We start from the raw sequence: 25,365 nt of genomic DNA, 5'->3' as shown, positions 1-25,365 counted from the left end.
ATTATGTCTAATAGAACAATGCTTGAAATAGCAATTAATAAAGTAAATCAAGACCCAACAGCTGAATTTGACTTCTTTGAAATTTTCAATGAAGTTGAAGCTGAATTAAAATCTGACTGAGAAGAAAGATTCGTTAGTGAAAGAAAACCATACGAAAAAGTTAGAGAATCAAAAATGGGTGAATTACACCGTCTTTTAACAGTAGATAAAAGATTCCAAAGAACAGCTAATGAAAAATGACAAGCTAAAAACATCTAAGTAGGTAATTATGGCTCTAGTAAATGCTAAAGATATGCTCAAAAGAGCAAAAAAAGGTAAATATGCAGTTCCTCATTTTAATATTAATAATTTAGAATGAACTAAAGCAATTTTATTAACATGTGAAGAAATGAAATCACCAGTTATTTTAGGAGTTTCTGAAGGAGCTCTTAAATACATGGGTGGATTTAATACCGTTTCTGGTATGGTACTAGGAATGATTAAAGATTTTAAAATTTCAGTTCCAGTTGCGCTTCACTTAGATCACGGAACATTTGATGGATGTTTAGATGCTATTAAATCAGAAGCCTTTACATCTATTATGTTTGATGGTTCAAGTTTACCTTTCTCAAAAAATAAAGAATATACTCAAGAACTTGTTTTCCTAGCTAGTGCTAGAAATATGTCAGTTGAAGCTGAAGTAGGTTCAATTGGTGGTGAAGAAGATGGAGTAATTGGAGAAGGAGAAATAGCTGATGTATCTCAAGCTGTTTCACTTGCAAAACAAGGTATTACAGTGCTTGCTGCAGGGATTGGGAATATTCATGGGATTTATCCAGAAAACTGAAAAGGACTTAACTTTGACGTTTTAAAAGAATTATCAGAAGAAACAGGACTAGGTATTGTGCTTCATGGTGGAAGCGGAATTCCAGCAGATCAAATTAAACAAGCAATTGCTTTAGGTGTTACAAAAATTAATGTTAATACTGAATTACAACTTGCAAATCATCAAGCAATTAGAGATTTTATAATTACAAATAAAGATCTTGAAGGTAAAAATTATGACCCAAGAAAGCTTTATAAACCAGGTTATGAAGCTATGTGTCAAGTTGTAAAAGATAAAATACTTGAATTCGGTTCAAATGAAAAGGCCTAGCCTTTTTTATTTTGCAAAAGTGATAGAATTAAATTATGAAAACAAATAAAATAACAAGAATATTACTTGGTACAATAGCACCTCTAGCTTTAATATCAACTACAGCTTTATCTGTATCATGTAACAACTCAGAAAAAGAAAAACCAGATCCTAAACCCGCACCTGTTCCAAAGCCAAAACCTGAACCTGTTCCAGCGCCTAGATCAACAATGAAATCATTAACTGACTTAGCAATTCAAAATATTAGAAATAATGCTTTACCATTATCAAATGTCGCTAATGATTCTGGGTTAAAAGCATATTTAGATAAAAATGTTCAAACACTTAAGAGTTTAGAAAACAAAGAAATTACTGCTTTAAATAAACAAATAGTTAATACTATTGATAATAAAATCAATTACTTAAGCAAAATGTTTTCAAATCAAGATGATTTTGATCAAAATATAACTTCAGCATGGAATTTATTAAATCATTCATATAATAAAATGATCGAAAAATCAAATTTCATAATAAGTCATGATCTAAAAGATAACAGCAACAAACAAGAATATCAAAACTTAATTAAATATTTAAATAAAGACAAAGAAGCAAAACTTTACCAATTTAATTGAGAAACTCCTGAAACATTAAAAAATTCATATAGAAATGTTTTAGAAAAATATTTAGACTTTATGCAAACTCATTTACCTAAAAATTATGCAGTTTTAAATCAATATAAAGGCGGTAGAGTTGCTGATGGTGATACTGTTTATAACTTATTTGTAAACACATCTAAAAAAGAAATTTCAAACGAAATTATGCCTTTAGTTAAAGAAGATAATTTAGGATATGTTGGCTTCCGTTTTAGAGGTGTAGATACTCCTGAAACCAAAAAAAATATACCCTCAAAAGATAAAAAGCTCAGACCTAAAGAAGACTTTTATGCACAATTAGCTGGAGAAAACTTACATAAAATTATTCAAAATGAATGTTATGTATTTTATTTACATAAAACTACTGAAGATATTTATAAAAGATGAATAACTTTCTTTTACCCAGATTCAAGCGAAAACTTAGCAGATGAATTTGGTATCCAACAAGTCAGAGATGGATTTGCTTGAAAACACTATATTCAAGACACAAATCCAAAAGGTAATTTCTACACAGAAACTGATTTAGAAAGGCATTATCTTAAATACCTTATTAAAGTTGAAAACGAAGCTAAAGCAGAAAAAAGAGGAATTTGAAAAGAAAACATTGATGATGTGTTTCATGTTTAGTAAATAGCAATGCTATTTACTTTTTTATTTCACTTTTATGTCTATGTCATAGTACTAAAAGTATATTTCTCTCAAATGACAAAAAGCAACAAAAATGCCTAAAATCTTATATAATTCTAATAAATATAAATATTTATTAGAATTAGGAGATATAAATGTCTGAACAACAAAAAAATAATAACTATAATGCAAGTAACATTCAGTTCCTTGAAGGTTTAGAACACGTTAGAAAAAGACCTGGTATGTATATTGGTTCAACTTCTAAGACAGGACTTCACCACCTTGTTTGAGAAATCGTAGATAACTCAGTTGACGAATGTATGGCTGGATTTGCTTCTCGAATTGATATTACAATTAATCCAGATAACTCAATTATTGTTGAAGATAACGGTCGTGGTATCCCAGTTGATACTCATGAAAGATTCAAAATTTCAGCTCTTGAAGTTGTATTAACTAAACTTAATGCTGGTGGAAAATTTGAATCAAATGCTTATAAAGTTTCTGGTGGACTTCATGGGGTTGGTGCTTCAGTTGTTAATGCACTTAGTGATTCATTTAAAGCTTGAGTTAAAAGAAATGGAAATGTTTATTTTGCTGAATTTGCTAATGGTGGAAAAACAATTCAATCAACTCACATTATTGATAGCTGTAATCCAGAAGAAACTGGAACAAAAATTCAATTCCACCCTGATTATTTAGTAATGGAAGAACTTCCTTTTGATAAAGAACTTATCATTGACCATGCTAAACAAATCGCACACCTTAACAAAGGATTATATGTTTCAGTTACTGACCTTAGAGATAATACACAAGCTGAATTCCAATATGATAACGGTATCATTGACTATGTAAATGAATTAAACGAAGGTTATAAACCTGTAACTCCTGTTATTTATGCTGAAGGTGAATACACAACTAAAAATAATAAAGATGAAGATGTTATTATTGGTGTTGAAGTTGCTATGCAATACCTTTCAGATTTATACAGAGGAAACATTATTTCATATACTAACAACATTTCAACTCATGAAGGTGGTTCACACGTTTCAGGATTCTATGATGCTTTAATGAGACTTATTAACAACTATGGTATTGAACACGGAATCATTAAAACTGATGCTGAAAAATTCACACGTGATGACTTACTTGAAGGTGTTACTGCTGTTATTTCTATTAAACACCCAGACCCTGAATTTGAAGGACAAACTAAAGGAAAACTTGGTTCTAAAGATGCACGTCAAGCTGTTAATAAAGTATTTAGTCCTATCTTAGAACGTTTCTTAAATGAAAATCCAGACTTAGCTAAAAAGATTCTTGAAATAGCAACTACAGCAAGAAAAGGAAGACTTGCTTCAAATGCTGCTAGAGAAAACGCTAGAAGAAAGAATGTTTTTGAAAGTGGTGGATTACCTGGAAAACTTTCAGACTGTACTTCTAAAAATGCTGAAATTTCTGAACTTTATATAGTCGAAGGGAACTCAGCTGGTGGTAGTGCAAAAATGGGTAGAGATAGAAAAACTCAAGCAATTTTACCACTTAGAGGGAAAATTATTAATGTTGAAAAATCACGTCAAGAAAAAGTTCTTGCAAATGAAGAAATTCTTTCTCTTATTACAGCACTAGGTACTGGTCTTGGAGATAACTTTAACATTAATAAATTAAGATATCACAAAATTGTTATTATGACGGACGCCGATGTCGATGGAGCTCACATTAGAACATTGCTTCTTACCTTCTTCTATAGATATTTCAAACCTTTAATTGAGCACGGATTTATTTACATTGCTCAACCTCCGCTTTATAAAATTCAACAAAACAAATTTGTTGCTTATGCATTCAATGATGCACAAAAAGATACTATTCTTTCAGATTTAAATCCTAATACTAAAATTACTATTCAACGTTACAAAGGGCTTGGAGAAATGGATCCTGAGCAATTATGAGAAACTACAATGGATCCTGAAAACAGAAAAATGTTACAAGTTCAAATCGAAGACGCATATAAAGCAGATCAAGTATTTGAAACACTTATGGGTGAACGTGTTGAACCTAGACGTGAATTCATTCAAACCAATGCTAAATATGTTAAAAATATCGATTTATAATAAATTAAATTCTTATAGCTTAAGCTATAAGTTTTTTTTATCAACTTTTAGGATTACAGACTAAATTAGGTGTCTAGAAGACTCGTTCCAAAAATGGAAGGAGTTTTTTGTTATGATTAAATCAAATAGTTTTATTTTTAAAGATTTAACAGAAGAAGGTAGACAAATGAGAAACATACATCAAATTTTAGGATTAGATAATACTACTCTTGAAGAGATGATAAACGATCATTTATCACAAGAGGCTGACTTATATATTCAAGAAACAAAGATTTCTTTACCTGATAGCAAAATAAAAAGAAACGGTACAAGAACTGTTACAAAATACACAATGAATGGTAAATTAAACATAAAAGTACCTAAAGTTAGAAATGGTCAATTCTGACCAAAGGTCTTAGAGAAATATAAAAAATGCGAGGAATCATTTGAATCAATGATTGCTGTTCTTTTATCAATGTTTATTTCATATGAATCTGTAATCGCAGCTGTAGAATTTTGAACTGGTATTAAAATCGGTCATTCTTTAATAACTAGAATTAAAAAGAAAATAAATGAAAAAGTTAAGAATGCTTTTAAATTCCAAATCACCAAGAAATATAAAGCATTATTTATTGATGCTTCATATCATGATGCAATGAAATGATATAACCCAAGCACAGGTGAAATTGTTGAAAGCTTTGATGATATTGAAAATAAAGATGCTTTTGTCAAAAAGAGCTATAAGGTAGCAGTATACACAGCAATCGGCATCACAGAAGATAATTACAAAGAGCTTTTACTATTAGAAGTAAAAGGACAAGAAAGCAAGAAAAATTGAGAAGACTTTCTTCAAAACTTAATAGATAGAGGATTATCTGATCCGGATGTAATTGTTTCAGATGAATTCTCTGGAAACGAAATATTAAACGAATTATTTCCAACAAGTAAATTGCAAAAATGTGCAATTCATAAACTTCGTAATGCAGTTAAAACTGTTCCTCAAAAACAAAGAAAAGAATTTTGCGCAGACTTTAAAGCTGTTGTTATTTCAAACACAAGAGAAGAAGCAGATTTAAACTTTTCAAAATTAAAACAAAAATATAATTCAAGATTTCCTAAAGCTATTAGAATTATTGAAAATTCATTAGATGATATTTTAAGGTTTTTAGAATTACCTAAAGAATTAAGGATTCATATCTGAACCAATAACATAAGCGAAGGATTCAACTCAGCTCTCAAAAGATATATAAAAGAAAAACGTTCCCACGCAAGTGTGAGAACGCTTGAAGTGTTTGTTATTTTAGCCAGCTTCAGAATCACCAAAAATTGAGCTGACAAGCGTATTTATTAAAACACGCAATTAAATTGTATTATAATTTATGTAATTCGTTTGGAAAAAACGAGCTTCAGACACACAATTCGGTCTATAATCACTTTTAGCAACAAAAATTAAAAGTTAGCTAAAAACATAAAATTTTGGGTTCATAAAAAATTCAAATCTTTTATCCGCTCCTAAATTTTAGGCTTAGACGTTTTTAAAAAATAATTGATATATATATATATATATATATATATAATAAAAGTGTGGTACATTTCCACACTGCAAAAAAACACCCTATAAGATAAAAAAATAGTTATAAACATTTATTGGAGACAATATGAAATTCAAAAAATTATTTTATACTTTAACACCATTAGCAACAGTTTCTTTACTTCCTGTCGCAGCAATTTCTTGTAGTAAGCACGACACATCATCATTAGCAAAAGACGAATTAGAAGCCTATAAAGATTCATTATATGTAGTTCTTGACAGAGATGTTGATACAAAGAAATACGCAAGTGATGGATATTATGGTCCAAGAGGAAGAATAGATAATAAATTAAGATTATCATTAAGCGAGTTTGAATCATATCAAGCAGAAACAAGAAAATTACTCACAAACTTTATTAACAGTAACTTTACAACTGAAAAAATTAAAGAAATAGCAAAAATGTATGCTGAATTATCAAAAGTTTCAGATGATTTAAGAAAGGATAATAACAGACATGATTATCCTTATAATAATGACGAATTAAATAGAGATGTTCCCGCACCATCAAAATATGAATTTGTTCTAGATAAAATGCGTGAAATTAATCATGAAATGCACAATCTCCCAGAAAAACAATTCAAGATTTTTGAAAGTGAAGTCAAGAAACTTATCCCAAATGAAGAACATAATAATTAATAAAATTTTATTAGTTATAAACAATTTACATAAAATTCCAGAGAACTTAATTCTCCGGAATTTTCTTTTAATCCATTTTAGGCATTAACCCTGCTACTAATCCTGTACCCATTTCTTTTAATAATTTTTGAAATTCAACTTGTTGTTCAGCTGTAAAATCTTTAGATTTATTAACAAGTTGTAAGAATTTACTTTGAAATTGTTGTTGTAATTCTGCAGCTTTTTCAGGTTCTTCCTTGATCTTATCCATTAATTCATTAGTTAATTGTTTGAATTCAGCAACTAATGTAGCAGGTGTTACATTTGTAGTAGTTTGTTCTTTCTTAACTTCTGGATTTGATTTTTGGTTATCTGTTCCTGGGTTATTATTAGTTTTACCACCTTCACCTTCTGTAGGATTTTGTGGATTTTTTAAATCATCTGCGGGTTTCTTTTCTTCTTTAGCACTACATGCAGTTGCGATTATTGGTGTTGCTACAACTGCTGCAAATGGAAACAATCCAAATAAAATGTTTTTTGTTTTCATATTTTCTCCTTATATTAAATTCAAATTTCTTTTTTGTGTTTGAAATCTCAAATAGCTTTTTGATTATTTGATTTAGCTATTTTTAAAGCGTGCTTCTTATTATAATAGATTTTTATTTTATCAATGTACAATTTCTTATCTTTTTCATCATATCAAACACCTATTTTTTCATCAAACTCATTAACTATTTCTAAAATCGAATCAGATATTATATTTTCTTGATCTTTTGTCATATTCTTGAAATCTACAGAAATAGTTTTGTAATTTTTTATTCCTACAGCATAGCCTTTTTGGAAATTATAGTTATTACAAAAAGTAATTGTTAAGCCCTTATTATTTAAAATTTGTGCTCTAATTTCCTCTATATTGATATTGCATATTTTTTCTTTCATATCTAACCTTTATTTTTGAACTTTGTTCATATATTAGTGTGTATAAGACTTAAACAACTTCGCTCACTTAAAATGTAATGTTCATTTTAAATACAATAAATAAAACTTATCACTGCATTTAAACGAATTAAAAAAGATATTAAAACAAATGATATCCAAAACAATTAGATAAATAGTTAAGCAAGAATAAAACAAAAGCAAAATACTAAATGTAACTAGCAAGATTATTTCTTCATAAAAGTTAACAAGTAAAACAATAAAAAGCATCATGCATAAAATACTAAATATTAATCAATATGAATAATAAAGAATTCTTAATCAAGAAATATTATTTATAATTCCTTTCTTCATTAAATGAGCCTCTACATCATTTGCTTTTATTCTATTTTTAGGAAGTGAAATTTGCGTATATACATAAGGTGTTATGTATTTAATATTTTCCTTTTCTACATTAGAAATCTCTTTAATATCACACTGGTTGTTATAGGTGACAAAATCAATATAGTTATCACTAGTAATTTCTATATTTAGTGTTGTATTTAAGCTATCTAAATAATTATTATTACGGGATTTAAAATACATATAATTTCAAACATCGCTAGTTAAGAAAATACCAGAATATTTTTCTATATATGTCTGTGGTATAGGTGTATTGATAATAATATATTTTTTATTAAGCAAGAAAAATTCAATGTAGTTATTATGCACATTAGTTATTTGAATTTGTGGATACTTTTTTAATTTATCAGCAGTAATTTTGCTGTCTTTTACAATTAAAACTATTTGGTTAATTTTCTCATTATTATTTTTGTTCTTATATTCTATCGCTGATTCATATGCTAATACTAAATCAAATTTCTTGCAAAGATATTTAATACTTGAAATGGTAGTTTTATCAAAGTTACTATAAACTCATAAGTATTTTATTTCATTAATTTTTAAGGTTAATAAATAATAAATATATAAAGATCTTTTAGTCTTTTTAGCACTTCAATTATTGTTAAAATGCAGCAAAATTATTGTAACTATACTTCTTGCGATTAAATAAATAAAAGCAAGAGTAAGCAAAAATCAAATAGATAATAGCATAGCAATTCCGCTATGAAATTCTTTCCCTATTAAGACATATAAAATAACTATAAATTAAAAAGCTGCTAATCCACCTAAACAGTGGGTTAACAGCTTTTTGTAGTTCCTTGTTATAATAATATTGCTTCAAAAAGAAAGGAACCACACTTATTATATGTTAATCGAGAATAAATATAATAAAAAAAGTATTTTTTGTATAAAAATTGAGGAGCAAGTTTACAAGACTGTTGCATTAAAAACACAAAGAGAAGCATACCATCATTTTGTGATTATGGATTCATTAAATAATGAAAATATAAACAAGATGCATAAAGAAATAAATAGCATCAGAGAACAGAAAATCACAAATTTTAACATTGAAAAACTCGCAATAATGTTTAAACATTTTGAAACAGCAAATTCACTTACTGAAATTGCGAAATTAATGAATATATCAAATAAAATTTTGAAGCAAAATTTAAAACTAGCCACATTAAATCTTAAAGCAGAAAACTCATATAAATTCTGTAGTAATTGTGGAAAGAGATTAACAACTATTTTTAAAGTTTCACATCATGAGTGATATAAATATAAAATAGAAAATATTAAAAATCCAGTTGAACAATTAAGGCAAAATACCTTATTAAAATGAAAAGATATTGTTCGCTTTTCAAAATACTGAAGTAAACAACACAAACGAGTTAAAAAACTTTTATCTAAAGGACAACAAATTTCTATTGATGAAAAGAAATTTGAACCACTTATATCTGTTGCTACATTTCTTGATTATTATAAAGAGCAATTGGAAGATAAAAATGCTTTTGTCCCTACACCACAGGCTTTTTATGACTTTATGGATAGTGATTATGTACATGAAATAGATTTTTCAATCTTTATTATTAAATCAAAAGAGGAATATCTAAAGCTCATTGAGATAAACAGCAAAATAAAAAGAAAAAGCCAAAAGGAACTCAATCAACAAAGATTAATTTTGGAATTTCTATACATTTAGCTCCGCTATCTATAAGAAACAGAGAAGAGTTTGGTCATTATGAAATGGACACTGTAATACTTAATTTAAGAGCTAAATGATGTATTTTAACATTGCTCGAAAGAAAAACAAGAATGCTATTTGGGATTTTAACACGGCGAGATGCTGAATCAGTTAAAGAAGCGCTTATTACACTAATTAACCATCATAATTTAACAATATTATCTTTAACCATTGATAATGGTTCTGAAAATGTAAAGTTAAATGAAATTAAACAAATACCAGTTATTTATAAGTGCGATACATATTCTTCATGACAAAAAGGAAGCATAGAAAATGCTCATAAAAAAATCAGAAACTTTTTACCAAAAGGCAAGTTTCCTAGATATGTTAATGATGAATATATTTTTCAAATGTTTATCGCAATAAACGACCAATATAGAGAGTATATTGATGATAAAACAGGTAGAAAAATAAGACTAAAAACTTCAGAGTTCTTCAATAGTTTTATTTAAGAAAAATATCGCATTTCCAGCCCCGGCTGTGTTTTTGCATACTCTTTTTGCAAATTTAGTAAAATTTCTACAGCAATATTGAGGAACTACTCAATTTTTCCCTTTGGTGGACGTTCAACTTTTTAATTAATACATATAAAATAACATTAAATAATAAAACAGTTGAAATTATTAACCCTAATATTCAAAGCGTTAATAAAACATATTGTGTTGGTTTTCTTTTCTTAATCTTAAGCTTGGAAATTGTCGCAATATCTCTTTCATCAATCTTATATTCTTTCATAACAACCTACTTATAAATAAATTATAAAGAATTTTATTTTGTTATTTATAAATTTCAATTTTTAGGCTTTTTTAGGCAAAATTCTCACTTTTTTGTGGAAATATGTGGAAACTTAAGTGTCAAATCATCATTTCCTTGACTTATTTTCCTAAAGGTATAGCAAAATTAAAACATCGGTTTCCTACTAATTAGTAAGATTCCGATGTTTTTTGTCTCCTTAATGTAAAATAAGTGTGTAAATTCAAAAATAATAAAGGAGGCAATATTATTATATGCTATCGAATGCAAAACATTATCAAAATAATTTAATTTGTTTGAAATTTAGAGCTAAATCTAGAAATTCAAAATACTCAACTGAATTTACAACTCGTTATAGTCATTACGTCTTAAGACCATATTTAGATAAATCAAAACTTAAGATGTTAAATACTAAAATCCAAAATATCAAACAGTATTCACCTAGAGAATTTACAATAGAAAAAATGAAAGATTTGTTCAATAAATTAAAAGATGAATGAAGTCTTTTAGAGATTTCGAGACAAATGTCTTGTGATATTAAAACCATTAGAGAACAAATTGAAAAAGCATCTGAGGAGTATAGAGTCCAAACATCATTATTTTGCAAAATCTGCAAAAGACATGTTGGTGGATTTTCGTTCCTTTCAATAAATGAATGAACTAAATCAAAAATCTATACAAGAGAAAATACCTTGGATGGAAAAAGAATAACATCATTAGAAAAATGAAAACCATTGCACGAATTTACACAAGATTGAATTTCCAAACATAAAAAATACAGAAGTTTAACAACGACTGAAAAGAAAAGACTAACAAGTGAACAACTTGTTTATTATAGAAAAACTTCGTTACAAAAAATATTAGATAAGTTTGAGGATTATGTAAAAGACAATAATCTAAAAAATGTTTTTATTCCTACCGTACAAGGGTTTTATGAATATATCGACAGATATTATGTTGATTTTGAATATAAAATACTTACTTTGAAAAGAAAGTATGGAATAGCAAAAAGCAGATTAAAGAAACCTAAAAAAGCAAAAACTAAATCTAAATTAAAATTTGCAAAAAGCATTCACGAACGTTCAAAGAAAATAGATATAAGAGAAGAATTTGGACACTATGAAATAGATACTGTTCAGTTCAAAAAGACAAGTAAATATTGCTTAGTTACACTACTAGAAAGAAAAACTAGAATGTTATTTGCGATGTATTCTAAAAGAGATGCAATCTTGTCAGATTAGCACTCGAAAAACTGATATGCAAGTATAACTTAAAAATTCTAACCTTAACAATGGATAATGGTTTAGAAAACTCTGAACTTCATAAAGTAAAATCCATAAAAGAATTTTATGTATGTGACCCTTATTCTTCATGACAAAGGGAAGTTTAGAAAACGCACATAAAGAGATTAGAAAGATTATTCCAAAAGGCTATGAACCACAGTTTATTTGTGAAAATTTCATATTTGAATTAATTGATTTGATTAATAAAGATAAACGAAATTATTACTTTGAAAATAGTCAATATCCAGTTAGAATTTCACCATTTGAATTATTTAAAAATTACACAAAAATTTAAAAAATTGGCTCAAAAAATAAGCCAAAACGACCCTGTCGTGTATTTTAACACGCCCATTTTTTAAAAACTTGATAAAATTTAAAAAGAATTTTCACATTTTATGAAATTACACATTAAGTAGAAAACCAATCTTTTAATTAATCTTCCTAAAGGTATAGAATCAAAGTAGATATATAAAATATTTAAGATTTTAGGGGGTGTAGTATGAACGAAAATAAAAATAGTACTTTGCAATCATTATTAAGAAAACTATCAATACGAAAAATAATTATAATAGCTTTAATAGATGTATTAATGATTAATATTATTTTAGCCTCACTTCAAGGTGTACATACATATATTACTTTTCCAGATGCTAGCATTAATAACTTTATTATTAATATAACTGGATTAATTATCTCTGCAATTTTATTTACCTACATTACATTATGATTAATTTGTTCAATTATATTTAAAGCAAAACATTCTAAATTAAAAAAACATTTTATAAAGTTTTACTTACTATTAAGTTTTGAAATTAGAGTTTATCAAGAATACTGTGGAAAAATTCCGAGTTATCAAATTGATGTTAATAAAGAATATGATGATATTTATAAGAATAGATGGTAACACTCATCTTTTCTTTTACCCCTTACAGCAAGACATAAAAAAATCAGCAGCATATGCTAACTGATTATCTTACTATATCCACAAGGTTTTTCATTAAAGAAACTACTGTCATAGGTCCTACACCACCAGGTACAGGTGTGATAGCTGATACTTTATCTTTAACTGATTCAAAATCAACATCTCCACATAATTCTTGTGTTAATTTATCATCAAGGTTTGTACCAACATCAATAACAACAGCACCTTCTTTAACATTTTGTGCTTTTACATATTTTGCTACACCAATAGCTACAATAACAATATCTCCAGATTCAATTCCTTTGATTCCTGTTTCTTCATTATAAGTAGCAACTGTAGCTCCCATTCTTTTAATAATGTGAGCAAGTGGTTTACCAACAACATGTGAACGACCTACAACACAAACTTTTTTATCTTTTACATCTATCTCATAGTGTTCCATTAATTCAAGAACTCCACGAGCAGTTGCTGGAATAAAATGTTTTTCAGGTTGATCATTATATAATCTAAATTCATTTTTAGTTGTTAATCCATCGATATCTTTATCATATGGAACAGCATCTAAAATAACTTGTGTAGGTAAATGTTTAGGTAATGGGAGTTGCACAATGATTCCATCGTGTTTTTCATTGATACGGTCCATTTTCTTAAGTAATCTATCTTGAGTAATATCGTCAGGAAATTTATATAATGTTGCTTCAATTCCTAAATCTTCAGCTACTCTAAGTTTGTGTTTAATGTATTTATTTGAAGCTTCATTATCACCAACTTGGATAATAGCCATAGTTAATGCTCTTGGTAATTCTAGATCAATAATTTCTTGTTTTAATTTAGCTAATTCTGCTTTAGCAAGCTCTTTTCCACTTAATATTTGCATTTAAGTTCCTCCTCATATTGTTGCAATTCATCTTGATATTTGTTTAATTTTTCTCTTTCTGCTTCAACTTTTTCTTTTGGAGCTTTAGCTACAAATTTTTCATTACTTAAAATTCCTTGAGCACGTGCTATTTCTGATTTAACAAACTTAATTTTTTCAAGTAATAATTCTTTATTTTTTTGTTTTGTTTCTTCTGATTGTTTAATGTATAAATTATTTTCGCTTAAAGCGATTAAATAATCTTGATTTTCGTGCATTTCTGCATAAGCCATTTTATTTATCATAGCAATAGCTGATGAATCAAGTTGTTTACTTAAAAAGTAAAGTAGAGTTTCTTTTTTAGAAATATTATTTTCTTCTCTATATTTTCTAAGTTCAGTAACCACTTCAATAACATTATTAATATATGAAGTTTCCTTTTGCACCTCAAATGTAGGTCAATTTTGTTCAAGTAACTCAGTTTTAAAAATTTCACTATACAATTTATCAGTAATAAATGGAAGGAATGGATGAAGAATAATTAAGGTTTTTCTTAGTACTTCCATTGCACTTTGTTTTGAATATGAAGTTTTCAAGAATTCAACATATCATCCTGATAAATCATTAAATAAGTAACGATAAATTTCACTTCCTAAAACAGCAAAATCATAACTTGCAATGTGATTATTAATTTTGTTTTCTAAGTTAGCTAATTTTTCATTAATTCATTTATCTGCATCAGTTGCAGCTGCATCATTTTCAGGTAAATCACTAATGTATTTAGCAATGTTTCAAAGTTTATTATTAACTCTTCAAGCTGCTTCTACTTTTTCTGTACTAAATTTAATATCAAGTCCAGGAGTTGTATTAGTAATTAAGAATCATCTTAAAGCATCTGAACCATATTGTTCCACCATATCCATTGGATCAACTCCATTATTAAGAGATTTAGACATTTTTCTACCTTGAGCATCACGAATTAAACCATGAAGTAATAATTGGTCAAATGGTTTTTGTCCCATGAATTCAAGCCCAAAGAAATACATTCTAGCAACTCAGAAAAAGATAATGTCATATCCAGTAACAAGTAATGAAGTTGGATAATATCTTTTTAGTAATTTATCATCTTGTGGTCAACCTAAAAAGACAAATGGTGCAAGTCCTGATGAAAATCAAGTATCTAAAACATCACTATCTTGGGTTCATCCTTCACCAGGTGAGCTAAGTTGCACTTTCATGTTTCCATCTTTATCATATCAAGCGGGAATTCTATGTCCTCATCAAAGTTGTCTTGAAATTGTTCAATCATAAACATTTTCCATCCATTGACGCATTGTGCTTTCAAAACGTTTAGGGAAAAATTCAACACCTTTACCTGAATCTAAATCATTTAAGATTAAATCTCTGAAATGATCCATTTTAACAAATCATTGTGGAAGCACTAAAATTTCAACTGGAGTTTTTGAGCGTTCTGAAACACCAACGGCTGAAGTGGTAGTTTCAACTTTTTCAAGTAAGTTTTTTTCAGTTAAATATTGTGCAATTGCTTCTCTAGCGGCAAAACGTTCCATTCCATGGAATTGAGGAAGAGCAGGATAATTAATATTTCCAGCTTTATCAATTGTTTCAAGAATTTCAAAACCTAGTTTTTGCATGATATCAATATCAGCTTCAGCATGGGCACTAAGTTTCATAAGTCCTGAACCAAAATCAATTTCAACATATTCATCTGCAATGATTGGAAGTTCTTTTCTGGTAACTGGATGAATTACGTATTTTCCTTTTAATTCTTGGTATCTAGCATCATTAGGGTTATAAACAACTGCAACGTCTGAAAGTAATGTTTCAGTTCTAACAGTTGCAATCGTTAAATATTTATCACTATCTTTAATTGGATATTTGATGTAATACATCTTTTGTTCTGTTGGTTCGTTATTTACTTCAATATTTGAAAGCGCAGTTTGTAATTTAACATCTCAGTTAATTGCTTTTACACCTTTGTAAATAAAACCTTTGTTATATAAGTCAACAAATACTTTTGAAACTGCTTCATTTGCTTTTTCATCAAGAGTAAAGCGCTCTTGTGAATAATCTAAAGCAAGTCCAATTGTTGATCATTGTTTTCTAAATAATTGTGCATATTCAGCTTTTCATTCTCAAACACGGCGAATAAATTCTTCTCTTCCTAAATCGTGACGATTTTTACCTTCGCTTTTAAAGATTTCATCCTCAACTTTTGATTGAGTCGCAATTCCTGCATGATCCATTCCAGGCACTCACATAACATCAAATCCATTAAGTTTTTTATAACGGATAATTGTATCAGGAATATATACATCAAGTGCATGCCCTAAGTGTAATTTACCAGTTACATTAGGTGGTGGAAGTAAAATTGTAAATGGTCTTTTAGCTTCATCATGAGTCTGAAAGTATTTTTTCTCTTGTCATTTTGCATCAATTCCAGCTTCAACAAGTTTATGATTGTATGATTTTTCCATGCTTCTCCTAATTCTAAGGTGTTATATATAATATAAGTGTCATAATTATACTACTTTTAGCAAAAAAGCCGCATATTATACATTTTTAATTGGAAAATAAAAAATATTTTTTATATTTTTTTAAACTTCTAACTGTATACTATAGGCTAATTTGTTTTTCTACTGATATTAAATTTATCTGTGAATTATTAACTTATTTAAATTTAGCATTAGATTATTTAATGATTACTGTGCATTTTTATAACACTTTAGGCAATTTTCTTTAGCCTTAAATATTAAATTAAGGTACAATTCTAGTATGAAAATAATAGCAAGTAATAAAAAAGCCTTTAGAGATTATGAAATACTTGAAAAATATGAAGCAGGTATTTCTTTAATGGGTTGAGAAGTTAAAAGTGCTCGTGCTAATACAGTGGATTTAACTAATGCATACTGTTCAATTTACAAGGGTGAAATGTATCTTAAAGAAGCACACTTTAAGCAATATATGCAAGTTAAATGTGATGAAACTAGAGAAAGAAAACTTTTACTTCATAAAAATGAAATTAGAAAGATTCAATTTAAAGAAGACAGCTTAAGATTAACTATTATTCCGCTTAAAATTTATTTTGATAATCATTCTAATATTAAACTTGAAATCGCTTTAGCTAAAGGGCTAAAGAAATATGATAAACGTGCTAAAATAATTAAAGAAGAAGTAAATAAGAAAATTAATAAAACTTTACTTTTTTAATGGGGATATAATGGTTTCGACATGTTATGAAACCTTATTGCTGCAGTAGTTTGGTAGACTATAATACTTCTAGACTTTCTTAAACGGAAAAGATCAAAAACAAACAAGCGTAAACCCAATGTTTTTCGCTTACAACAACTCAAATCTAGCTTTTGCTTAATTTTGCAAACTAGTGGCTTATAGAAATTTCCTTGGTTTTATAAGTCGGGTAAAAGGATAGTGTAAGCGCTGACAAACTTACATGAAATTAGTCAAACACTTTAAAACTTTTTGGTTTGCTTTAGTTTTCTAGTGTTATTAAAAGCAAAATAAACTGTAGACGCAATAAGCCTTTTGTAATGTGGACAGGGGTTCGACTCCCCTTATCTCCACCATTGCCCTTTTAGTTCTAGTGGTAAAACAGTTGACTCGTAACCAACCATCATGAGTTCGATTCTCATAAGGGGCACCAGATATCATGCTAAGCATGATTTTTTTATGCCTTTGTCAGAGTAATAAAAAATCTAGAGTTACCTCTAGATCTATTATTTAATATGAATATATTAGAATTTATCTTCAGGTAAATAAATATTACCGTCAATACTTTTAATATCTGAAACTGAAATGAATGCATCAGGGTCAACGCTACGTACATCTTTAATAATACGTAAAACATGTCTAAATAATGCGATAGAAGTAATAACTTCTAAGTCTTCACCTTTGTATCCACCTTTAGCAGGGAAAATTGTCATTCCTGTAACAATCTTATTATCATTGTTGATCATGCTTCTAACTTGTTCAGCATTCTTAGTAAAGATTTGTACACGAACAAGTTTAAATTTAGGATAAAGTTTATCAAGCATCATGATGTAAACAACATTAACAAGGATTGTAGCAACAAAGTTAGGTGATAAGTATAGTTCAAATGATCAAGCTTTAGAGAATAATGTTCCCGCAGCAGCAAAGCTTTTTGTTAACTTGATATTGTCAGCAAATGTAGCTTCATTAGCTTTGATTCCTGAGTAAGCATTGTTTCAATCAATATTTTGGTAGTCACTGAATTTAGTTAAATCAATTCCTATATTTTCTTTAATGTTTTTAGCTAAGTCAGCAATTTGAGTTTTTAATGCCTCTACATTAGCTGGTGCATTTTGTTTAATTGTTTCAAGTCCAGCATCTCATTGTTTTTGAGCTAATTGCATATTAGCTTGAGCATCTTTAAGAAGTATTGATCCTGGTAATCATGACCCGATTGCAACCGCTATAAAGACAATTACAATGTTCATATATCCTGAAATTGCTCCGAATGATTTTTGTTTTGCATTAGCATATCATTCACCAATAACCCCTGTAACTCCTGCTGTTCCACCAATAATTTGGATAATAGCAAAAATGTAAGCAAGTACATATCCATAAACAATTGAGTAAAGCATTAAAGCAATAACACTTCCTGCATCACCTCCTGTTCATTGTAATGGAATAATACCACTAAGGTCTTTTTTGTAATCTGATAAATACATCTTAACATCAGCGTTTGAGTAATCACCAATTAAGTAAACTGAGTTAGCTCCTGGAATAAGCCCGATTCCAAATGATACAAGTGAAGATACCACAAGGAATAAGATTGTTATATTAGTAAATAATTTACCAACCTTCTTATATCCGAAAACAAATATCGGAATACTTAAGATAATATAAGCAACCCAGAAGACAAATTGGTCAATAAGGTTTCTAACTGTTGCAGAAACTTGTTCTTGAGTTAAGTTTACAACAATAATTTTAGATGCAGATTGTCCGAATGCAGCTAAACCAAAGTTATAAATACCAACGTTTTTAACAAAGAACACACTGATTACCCCGAAAAATAAAGCAGTTACAATTGTAATTACCATAATTTTCCACATAGGCATTTGTGAATAGAAACGATTAAGTTTTAAACCAAAGTTAGACATTCTAGTTCTTTTGTATAAAGTATTAGTTTTCTGAATGTGAATACTTGCTTCATAACCATCAACTAAATCACTGATTTCTTGTGCTGTGTTTTGATCCTGATTTTTATTTTTCTTTGAAAATCATTTCATATTTCCTCCTTTCATTATGTTTGCAAAAAAGCAAAAAAATAACTATTAGCAGAAGCTAATGTCTATTTTTATTGTACTACTTTTTTGACTTCATATAGCTGTGATTTTGCAAAATAAAAGTTGCATGGATGCAACTTGTGGTCAATTTCTTGAAATGGTACATCGTACAGGGTTCGAACCTGCGACCCGCTGGTTAAGAGCCAGCTGCTCTACCGACTGAGCTAACGATGCAGTATTATTATAAAACTTTTTTGCCTAGGGTATAGAAAAAAGTTATATTTCTAATATAAAAAGCAAAATCCATTTCTAAACTAACGTAAATAAATTATTTAAATTAACTGATGAGAAAATTTTAGGATTATTTTGATAATAAATATCGGAATTATAAATTTCTTCTGCAATTACTAAATAAACATTATGTTTAGCTAGAATATTATTTATTTTTTGAAAAGTTAAATCTAATCCTAAAGTAAAGACAAATAAGTAATCCACATCTAGAAAATTACAATCATATATGTTTTGTTTATATCTTTCTCTTAAAGTTCTTTTGCAGTTGATTCCAATAATTTTATTTTCTTTATAAACAATGAAATCATATTCAACTTCAGGGTGTTTGCTATCATGTTTATGTTCAATTAGTTTGTTAGAAAATTCTTGAATTGAATTTTTCACTCTTTGTTCATAACGCACTCCAGCATTTGCTATTATTTTTTGATTAATTGATTCACTTACTATTAAATTAAAAATACTATTAACGTTTAATCCGTATCTAATCTTTAGATCATTAATTTTCATAATTATTTCATTGATATCTACTGGTATTTTTGATAAACTTTCTGCAGCAATACTTATTAATTCAGAATCCTTAATATTTTTAATCAATAACTCAGTGAGCAAGGCACAAATAACTCTTTCTCCATATGGTAAATTAATGTTTAAACTATCGTAAAGTAAACTCAATTTATCATCAACATTTCTTAATTGATGAGAAATAAGTTTTCTGGCTTGTAAATGTGATGTATCAATAATTCAGTCTTTTAAAGAAATTAAATCTAAAGCAATAAATGTGTAATCAATAAACATTTTTATACCTATCTCATTGAGTAATTCAATTAAATGTTGAAATTGGTAATACTTTTTGCTAGATTTTTTACAAATCTTTTCAGAAATTAGTAACGTTTTATATAGATTTTCTGAACTAACATTTAAATTATCAAAAATCAATTCTTGTAAGATCTGTCTATTCTTAGTAGATAAATTAAATTTAATTAATTGTTTAATTACTTTATAAAAATACAAATTGTTAAAAACATAATTATTCTTTTCTTTCATCAAATGCCCCTAAAGATTGAAGCATATTTTCTGCTACAGCTTCAATCATTTTAGTAGGAACAGAATTTCCAAATTGTTTATATGCTTGTGTATCGGAAACACCAATAATAAAGTCATCGTCAAATCCTTGTAATCTAGCCGCTTCACGTGGCGTTAATTTACGTGGATTTTTGCCTTCTTGTCTGATTAATATTTCAGATCCATCTTTATAGTACCGAGCTGATATTGTACTGGTATATCTAGAATTTTTATCATATAAACTGTATCCAAAACCATTTCCTTTGGATTGATGCATTTGTTTCCTTCTTTGATGCCCTTGTCATAATTTATCCGAAAGAGTGTATTTTTCATCAACGTCTTTTTCTAAAATATCCCCTAAACAGGTTTTTGTTTCAAAAGGAGTCGGAAACACAAAATCAATATCATGATTTTTAAAGCCAACAATAATAATTCTTTCTCTATTTTGAGGTACACCGAAATCTTTCGCATTAAGCACTTTATAAAAAACTTTATAGTTTAATTCATCTTGTAATGTAGTTAAAATAAATTCAAAAGTTTTGCCTTTATCATGATTAATTAAACCTTTAACGTTTTCAAGTAAAAATGCTTGTGGCTTATGATGAGCAATAATGCGAGCAACTTCAAAAAACATTGTTCCTCGTGCATCATTAAAACCTTGACGTTTACCAGCTAATGAAAAAGCTTGACATGGAAAACCAGCAAGTAAAATATCAAATTGTGGAATTTGTTCACTTGGTATTTGAGTAATATCACCTGAAGGTTTTTCACCTCAATTTAATTCATAACTTTTAGCTGCATATTTGTCAATTTCAGAAGAAAAAACACATTTAGCACCAAATTTTGAAAATGGTCTTCTGATTCCTCCTATTCCTGCGAATAAATCAATAAAGGTTAAATTATTTTTTATTTTCTTCTTTTGCATTTTCCACCTCAACATAATTATTAAAAAGTAAATAAATTATATAAAAATCTTTTTAATTCGCTTAGGTATCTTATCCCTTGATTTATTCATTATTTATATTATTTTTTTGAATAGTGAACTAAAAATAAGCCTTTAATGAATCTAATTTTCAAAATAAAAAAATTATAGTATAAATCAATACTATCCTTTTATGCTAAAGGTCGCTAAAACTACAGTTATTTATCAAAAAATACACTTTTAGCGATTTTTATACATGGACAACTTATTTGGACTCCCCTCCTTATAAATTGTCTATTTTTTTGATTAAGAATTTAAAGCATAAAATTGATTAGGAGTTAATCATCCTAAATTAGATTGAATTCTTTCCGAATTATAATATTCAATAAAATCTTTGATAATTACTAATAATTCATCATATGAAGTTGTGTTGTAATTAACAAAATTTAAACATTCAGATTTTAAAATCGAGAAGAAATATTCTGCTTCTCTATTGTCTAGAGAATTGCCTACTCTACTCATCGATATAGTCCCGTTTTTAGAATTAATTAATTCAATATACTCTTTTGAAGTGTATTGATAACCGTGATCTGAGTGAATTATTCATGGTGAATCAAATTCTAATTCTTTTATATGCGAAATAACAAGTTCAGTATCATTTCTGGTTGAGACATTATAATTTAACACTCTTTTTGTTTTATGATCTATTGCGACTGATAAAAATAAGTGATTTAATACATATTTTAAATCGTAAGGAACTTTTAGGTATGTAACATCTGTTGCTACAATATTTCTATTTTCTTTATCGTTATAATCTCTTTTAACTATGTTGTCACATTGTGCAGAAGTATTTTTAATTTCTCTTTCTTTTTGTTTTTGTCTAACTCTACATTTAAGGCCTATTTGTTTCATTCTTCTTCCTATTGTTCTAGAAGAAATCTTAATACCGTATTCTTTTTCTAATACAGCAGAAATTCTAGCTCTTCCAAAATTTCTTTTGTGCTTGTAAAACACTTCTTTAATTTCATTTTCATATTCAATTTCTTTATCTGAATTTTTAGAAGTTTTTTGGCTTAATAAATTAAATAAAGTGCTTCTAGACATGTTAAAAGATTTAGCTATTTCAGCTTTACTTGATTTAATATTTTTGATTTTGTTCAAATCTTCTTCAGGAATATCTTTGACAATTTCTCCATATTTTTGTCAAATTTCTAGTATTGTAACCATATCGTCTTTTGAAATCTTGTTTCAATTAACTTTTGTATTTTTTCTTTTTCTTCCACGTTTATCTTTTGATAATTTGTAAACTACTTCTTTATTCATATTATGTAAATTATAATGTTTTATAAATTCAATAATTTCCATTAATTGATTTTTTGGTAGTTGAATATTTGTGGCTATTTCAAATAAATTTATGAATTTTTCATAAGGAAATTTATTTCTTTCTATAGTGAGAATACAATTGAATAATCTTTCCATTAATGATTTATTCAAAACAATTTGCTCTTTTATCATAACTTTTACAGTCTAAATAAAGTGTCCTAGTTTATTTTGTGGAAAAAAATCTCAATTTTCCACAAAATGGTTTTATCATGTGCAAAAGACTATAATTAAAGTATAGGATAGAAAGAAGGAGGTTCTATCTTCACTAATTTTCATAAAGGAGGCTTAATGAATAAAAAAATCTTAAAAACTTTTTTAAGTACTTCTGTTTTAATTTCTAGTGCAGCAATCATTCCATCAATGACTACAACAATTTCAAGCTCTACAGATTCAGAAAATGATCTTGTTATCAAATCTGAACTTGCTAGAGTTAATAAAATTGATAAAACTGTTCATATAGTTAAATATACAAAAGTTATTGAAGATATTCAAAAGCATAAATATTTATTAATTTGTTTTGATAATATGTATTCAATAATCGATATGCGTTATTTAATCTCTTTAGAAACTAGATGAGGAGACATTTCACAATATCAAAATTCATCCAACTTAGCATATATACCAAGTAAGGGAATCTTTGAAAAAGGAAATGATAATTCTTTTCTTGAAATATCTACAAACAAGTTATATTCATTTGATGAAATTAAGGATTTTGAATTCAATTTATATTTACCTAAGGATTCATTTTTTAAACAAGAACAATTAGAAAAAAGAAAATCCCAAATTAAAGAACTTTCACGTACTACATACCGTGCTAACAACGAAAAGCCTAATCCATATACAGTTATACCGTATGCAGAAATTTGACATGGATCAGATAGAACATTCATTTCAAATCCTAATGTAACAGATTTAGCTGACCACAGTTGATGGTGATTAACTAGGGATTCAGCTTCTCGTATCGGTTATGATGAAGACAGAGCCGATGAATATTTTAATAAGGAAGTTAGCTCAGGATGGTGTTGTTATAATGCTTTAAGTAATTTAATTTTATATAATGAATTATTTAAATATGATGGTTTATTTTCAGATGATGAATATAAAACATTCATTACAAACGACTATAATCCTAATAATTTAATAAGATACACATCACCAGTTTGAAAATGACACAAAAATAACGATAATGCTCCAACAGATTCTGAAAGAAGAACATTCGACTATTATTTGCATAAACTAAATAATAAAAACTATAACTTCAAAATTAAGGAAAGTGGCTGAGCTCTTAATAATTTATATAACAAATTTATAAAAGGAAAAAAAGCAGAAAAATTATATCAACCATACTATAGTGATAGTTGAAAATATTCATTTAAGAAAGCTTGAAAATATATAACTAAATATAAAATTCCTGTTATCCTAACAGCGGGTAATGTAAATGCAAAATACAAAAAATTTAATCATGCATTTATAGCCTATGGATATGATTCTGATACCGATCAATTTTTAATAACAAATTTATGACCAAGTAGTCCAAAAACAAATGCATGTTTGCTTTCTTATTACTTGGATGCAGGTGCTTTTTCAATGTTTACTTTATATCCAGTAAACTATACTCGTGAACATGCATGACCTAAAGCATATTTTAAATATAAAGACAGTGAATATACATGAAAACAAGTGGAGACTCATATTATTTATGACCAATCAGCTAAAGTATAAGTTTAAATTATCATTCTTAATAATCTATAACATTCTAACTATATCTTTATTTTTAGGTTTCGTTATTTCTGTACTCTATTTTGGTATTAAATCAAAAATTGAACCTAATAATTGTTTAATTGCTGCTAACTTTGAAAAAACCCCAAGTAATCAAATAGAAAGCAATCAATGCGGAGGATATATATTTAATGAGTGGTACAATCTGTGAGGAACATATTTAGGCCTTGCGATTGCATTTTATGCATTACAATTAGCATACTTATTGGTGCTAAAAAATAAAATATTGCACTGCTTATTTCCTATCTTGTACATAAAGAAAATTAACTTAGATAATAAAAACAAAATAATTTTTATAATATTCTCCATTCTTGCTTGAATGCTATTTATAGGATTAATACCTATTTTTGTAGTTCCGTTTTGATGAATGATGAAAGAGATTATACAATCAATTGTAGCAGTAATAATTTCTTGTTTATTGATTATATTATTCACTATTGTTTGAGGAATCGAGCTAAATGATTTTATTAAAAATTCAAAATCCATTAGTAGTTAAGGAAGATTATGACCAAACAGCTAAAGTATAGATTCAAATTATCATTCACAGTTTTTATAAATCTTATTATCATAAGTTTATTTGTTGGCTTTATTGCTTCAGTTATATATTTCAGTATTAGAGCAAAAAACGATCCATTTAGACAAATAGGAGTTGATTATGTGCATCCCGAAGGTGAGCATAAGATTCCGATGAACATTTATGGTGGATACTTATTTGATAGTTGAGATAACTTGTGATATGTATATTTAAGTCTTGGAATTACTTTTTATGCCTTGCAGTTAGCTTATTTAATAGTATTAAAGAATAAAATGTTACATAGTTTCTTTCCACTATTCTTTTTAACAAAAATTAAATTAGATACAGATAACAAAACTATTTTCATTATATTTTCAACACTTGCCTGACTTCTATTTATTGCCTTACTTCCTATTTTTATAGCTCCATTTTGATGATGCATACGAGATATTATTCAAGCTATTGTAGCGATTGCTATTTCTTGTTTGATTATTATTTGATTTGCTATAGTTTGAGGAATTCAGCTAAATGATTTTATTAAAAGTCAAAAATTAAAACAATAATTT

24 protein-coding genes, 2 tRNA genes and 1 other RNA gene are annotated in these 25,365 nt (G+C 27.7%); 17 read left to right on the top strand and 10 right to left on the bottom strand.

Features of this window, described 5'->3' with window-relative positions:
* Window positions 1-3 precede the first annotated feature (3 nt).
* The 6 genes from rpoE (at window position 4) to Q8852_RS00785 (ending at window position 6,706) form a co-directional block, all read left to right on the top strand.
* Window positions 4-258 carry a DNA-directed RNA polymerase subunit delta gene (gene rpoE / locus Q8852_RS00810; protein WP_305938114.1) on the top strand — a complete coding sequence of 85 codons (255 nt, stop codon included), beginning with the start codon at window positions 4-6 and terminating at the stop codon, window positions 256-258.
* Between the two features lie 10 nt (window positions 259-268).
* A complete protein-coding gene (gene fba / locus Q8852_RS00805) occupies window positions 269-1,135 on the top strand; it encodes a class II fructose-1,6-bisphosphate aldolase (protein ID WP_305938113.1) in 867 nt (288 codons plus the stop codon).
* Window positions 1,136-1,170: 35 nt separating this feature from the next.
* Window positions 1,171-2,394, top strand: a complete 1,224-nt coding sequence (locus Q8852_RS00800) for a thermonuclease family protein (RefSeq protein WP_305938112.1) — start codon at window positions 1,171-1,173, stop codon at window positions 2,392-2,394.
* Between the two features lie 155 nt (window positions 2,395-2,549).
* Window positions 2,550-4,499: a DNA topoisomerase subunit B gene (locus Q8852_RS00795; RefSeq protein WP_305938111.1), complete on the top strand. Its 1,950-nt coding sequence runs from the start codon at window positions 2,550-2,552 to the stop codon at window positions 4,497-4,499.
* Between the two features lie 112 nt (window positions 4,500-4,611).
* The gene (locus Q8852_RS00790; protein ID WP_305938110.1) at window positions 4,612-5,829 is read left to right on the top strand and encodes an IS256 family transposase; all 1,218 of its coding nucleotides are present in this window, start codon (window positions 4,612-4,614) and stop codon (window positions 5,827-5,829) included.
* Between the two features lie 307 nt (window positions 5,830-6,136).
* Window positions 6,137-6,706 carry a hypothetical protein gene (locus tag Q8852_RS00785; protein ID WP_305938109.1) on the top strand — a complete coding sequence of 190 codons (570 nt, stop codon included), beginning with the start codon at window positions 6,137-6,139 and terminating at the stop codon, window positions 6,704-6,706.
* 67 nt (window positions 6,707-6,773) lie between these two features.
* Here Q8852_RS00785 and Q8852_RS00780 read toward each other — a convergent pair whose 3' ends face one another.
* The 3 genes from Q8852_RS00780 to Q8852_RS00770 are packed head-to-tail and all read right to left on the bottom strand — an operon-like array spanning window position 6,774 to window position 8,713.
* Window positions 6,774-7,232 carry a hypothetical protein gene (locus Q8852_RS00780; RefSeq protein WP_305938108.1) on the bottom strand — a complete coding sequence of 153 codons (459 nt, stop codon included), beginning with the start codon at window positions 7,230-7,232 and terminating at the stop codon, window positions 6,774-6,776.
* Window positions 7,233-7,246: 14 nt separating this feature from the next.
* Complete coding sequence (locus tag Q8852_RS00775; protein WP_305938107.1) at window positions 7,247-7,624, bottom strand: hypothetical protein; 378 nt, start codon at window positions 7,622-7,624, stop codon at window positions 7,247-7,249.
* 33 nt (window positions 7,625-7,657) lie between these two features.
* Window positions 7,658-8,713 (bottom strand): hypothetical protein, encoded by a 1,056-nt coding sequence (locus Q8852_RS00770; RefSeq protein ID WP_305938106.1) that lies wholly within the window; start codon window positions 8,711-8,713, stop codon window positions 7,658-7,660.
* 154 nt (window positions 8,714-8,867) lie between these two features.
* Here Q8852_RS00770 and Q8852_RS00765 point away from each other — a divergent pair, with 154 nt between their 5' ends.
* The 5 genes from Q8852_RS00765 (at window position 8,868) to Q8852_RS00745 (ending at window position 12,686) form a co-directional block, all read left to right on the top strand.
* Window positions 8,868-9,704, top strand: coding sequence for a hypothetical protein (locus tag Q8852_RS00765; RefSeq protein WP_305938105.1), 837 nt, complete (start codon window positions 8,868-8,870; stop codon window positions 9,702-9,704).
* The gene (locus tag Q8852_RS00760; RefSeq protein ID WP_369810271.1) at window positions 9,596-10,198 is read left to right on the top strand and encodes an IS30 family transposase; all 603 of its coding nucleotides are present in this window, start codon (window positions 9,596-9,598) and stop codon (window positions 10,196-10,198) included. The genes Q8852_RS00765 and Q8852_RS00760 overlap by 109 nt, the downstream gene beginning before the upstream one ends.
* A gap of 555 nt (window positions 10,199-10,753) precedes the next feature.
* Window positions 10,754-11,740: a hypothetical protein gene (locus Q8852_RS00755; RefSeq protein WP_305938104.1), complete on the top strand. Its 987-nt coding sequence runs from the start codon at window positions 10,754-10,756 to the stop codon at window positions 11,738-11,740.
* A gap of 130 nt (window positions 11,741-11,870) precedes the next feature.
* Window positions 11,871-12,077, top strand: coding sequence for a hypothetical protein (locus Q8852_RS00750; protein WP_305938103.1), 207 nt, complete (start codon window positions 11,871-11,873; stop codon window positions 12,075-12,077).
* 204 nt (window positions 12,078-12,281) lie between these two features.
* Window positions 12,282-12,686 (top strand): hypothetical protein, encoded by a 405-nt coding sequence (locus tag Q8852_RS00745; RefSeq protein ID WP_305938102.1) that lies wholly within the window; start codon window positions 12,282-12,284, stop codon window positions 12,684-12,686.
* A gap of 64 nt (window positions 12,687-12,750) precedes the next feature.
* Here the strand turns inward: Q8852_RS00745 and Q8852_RS00740 are convergent, their stop codons facing one another.
* Both Q8852_RS00740 and Q8852_RS00735 read right to left on the bottom strand, forming a co-directional pair.
* Window positions 12,751-13,581 (bottom strand): bifunctional 5,10-methylenetetrahydrofolate dehydrogenase/5,10-methenyltetrahydrofolate cyclohydrolase, encoded by an 831-nt coding sequence (locus Q8852_RS00740; RefSeq protein ID WP_305938101.1) that lies wholly within the window; start codon window positions 13,579-13,581, stop codon window positions 12,751-12,753.
* Window positions 13,569-16,058 carry a valine--tRNA ligase gene (locus tag Q8852_RS00735; protein ID WP_305938100.1) on the bottom strand — a complete coding sequence of 830 codons (2,490 nt, stop codon included), beginning with the start codon at window positions 16,056-16,058 and terminating at the stop codon, window positions 13,569-13,571. Before Q8852_RS00735 ends, Q8852_RS00740 begins: the two co-directional genes overlap by 13 nt.
* 298 nt (window positions 16,059-16,356) lie before the next feature.
* Here Q8852_RS00735 and smpB point away from each other — a divergent pair, with 298 nt between their 5' ends.
* The 3 genes from smpB to Q8852_RS00720 all read left to right on the top strand — a co-directional run bounded on the left by smpB (window position 16,357) and on the right by Q8852_RS00720 (window position 17,242).
* Entirely contained in the window at window positions 16,357-16,791 is a 435-nt protein-coding gene (smpB, locus tag Q8852_RS00730; RefSeq protein ID WP_305938099.1) for an SsrA-binding protein, read from the top strand.
* Between the two features lies 1 nt (window position 16,792).
* Window positions 16,793-17,165: a transfer-messenger RNA gene (ssrA, locus tag Q8852_RS00725) on the top strand.
* A 2-nt stretch (window positions 17,166-17,167) separates the two neighbouring features.
* Window positions 17,168-17,242, top strand: a tRNA-Thr gene (locus tag Q8852_RS00720).
* Window positions 17,243-17,333: 91 nt separating this feature from the next.
* On the opposite strand, the gene Q8852_RS00715 is transcribed toward Q8852_RS00720, so the two are convergent.
* The 5 genes from Q8852_RS00715 to Q8852_RS00695 all read right to left on the bottom strand — a co-directional run bounded on the left by Q8852_RS00715 (window position 17,334) and on the right by Q8852_RS00695 (window position 22,638).
* Complete coding sequence (locus Q8852_RS00715) at window positions 17,334-18,851, bottom strand: YitT family protein (RefSeq protein ID WP_305938098.1); 1,518 nt, start codon at window positions 18,849-18,851, stop codon at window positions 17,334-17,336.
* Between the two features lie 155 nt (window positions 18,852-19,006).
* Window positions 19,007-19,082, bottom strand: a tRNA-Lys gene (locus Q8852_RS00710).
* Between the two features lie 75 nt (window positions 19,083-19,157).
* Complete coding sequence (locus Q8852_RS00705; protein WP_305938097.1) at window positions 19,158-20,183, bottom strand: PDDEXK family nuclease; 1,026 nt, start codon at window positions 20,181-20,183, stop codon at window positions 19,158-19,160.
* Window positions 20,167-21,126: a DNA cytosine methyltransferase gene (locus Q8852_RS00700; RefSeq protein ID WP_305938096.1), complete on the bottom strand. Its 960-nt coding sequence runs from the start codon at window positions 21,124-21,126 to the stop codon at window positions 20,167-20,169. Before Q8852_RS00700 ends, Q8852_RS00705 begins: the two co-directional genes overlap by 17 nt.
* A 303-nt stretch (window positions 21,127-21,429) precedes the next feature.
* Window positions 21,430-22,638, bottom strand: a complete 1,209-nt coding sequence (locus Q8852_RS00695) for an IS3 family transposase (RefSeq protein ID WP_305938095.1) — start codon at window positions 22,636-22,638, stop codon at window positions 21,430-21,432.
* A 156-nt stretch (window positions 22,639-22,794) separates the two neighbouring features.
* On the opposite strand from Q8852_RS00695, the gene Q8852_RS00690 reads away from it, so the two are divergent.
* Genes Q8852_RS00690 through Q8852_RS00680 form a run of 3 tightly spaced genes read left to right on the top strand, consistent with a single transcriptional unit; the run spans window position 22,795 to window position 25,362 of the window.
* Window positions 22,795-24,228: a putative cysteine peptidase gene (locus tag Q8852_RS00690; RefSeq protein ID WP_305938094.1), complete on the top strand. Its 1,434-nt coding sequence runs from the start codon at window positions 22,795-22,797 to the stop codon at window positions 24,226-24,228.
* Window positions 24,206-24,781 carry a hypothetical protein gene (locus tag Q8852_RS00685; RefSeq protein WP_305938093.1) on the top strand — a complete coding sequence of 192 codons (576 nt, stop codon included), beginning with the start codon at window positions 24,206-24,208 and terminating at the stop codon, window positions 24,779-24,781. The genes Q8852_RS00690 and Q8852_RS00685 overlap by 23 nt, the downstream gene beginning before the upstream one ends.
* An 8-nt stretch (window positions 24,782-24,789) precedes the next feature.
* On the top strand, window positions 24,790-25,362 hold the full coding sequence (locus Q8852_RS00680; protein ID WP_305938092.1) for a hypothetical protein: 573 nt from the start codon (window positions 24,790-24,792) through the stop codon (window positions 25,360-25,362).
* The last annotated feature ends 3 nt before the right edge of the window (window positions 25,363-25,365 follow it).

This window comes from Mycoplasma seminis (genome assembly GCF_030718845.1).
Taxonomy (GTDB): Bacteria; Bacillota_I; Bacilli_A; order Mycoplasmatales; family Metamycoplasmataceae; genus Mycoplasmopsis; species Mycoplasmopsis seminis.
Note: the sequence above shows the minus strand (reverse complement) of the source record. Positions and strands in the feature narration are given on the sequence as shown.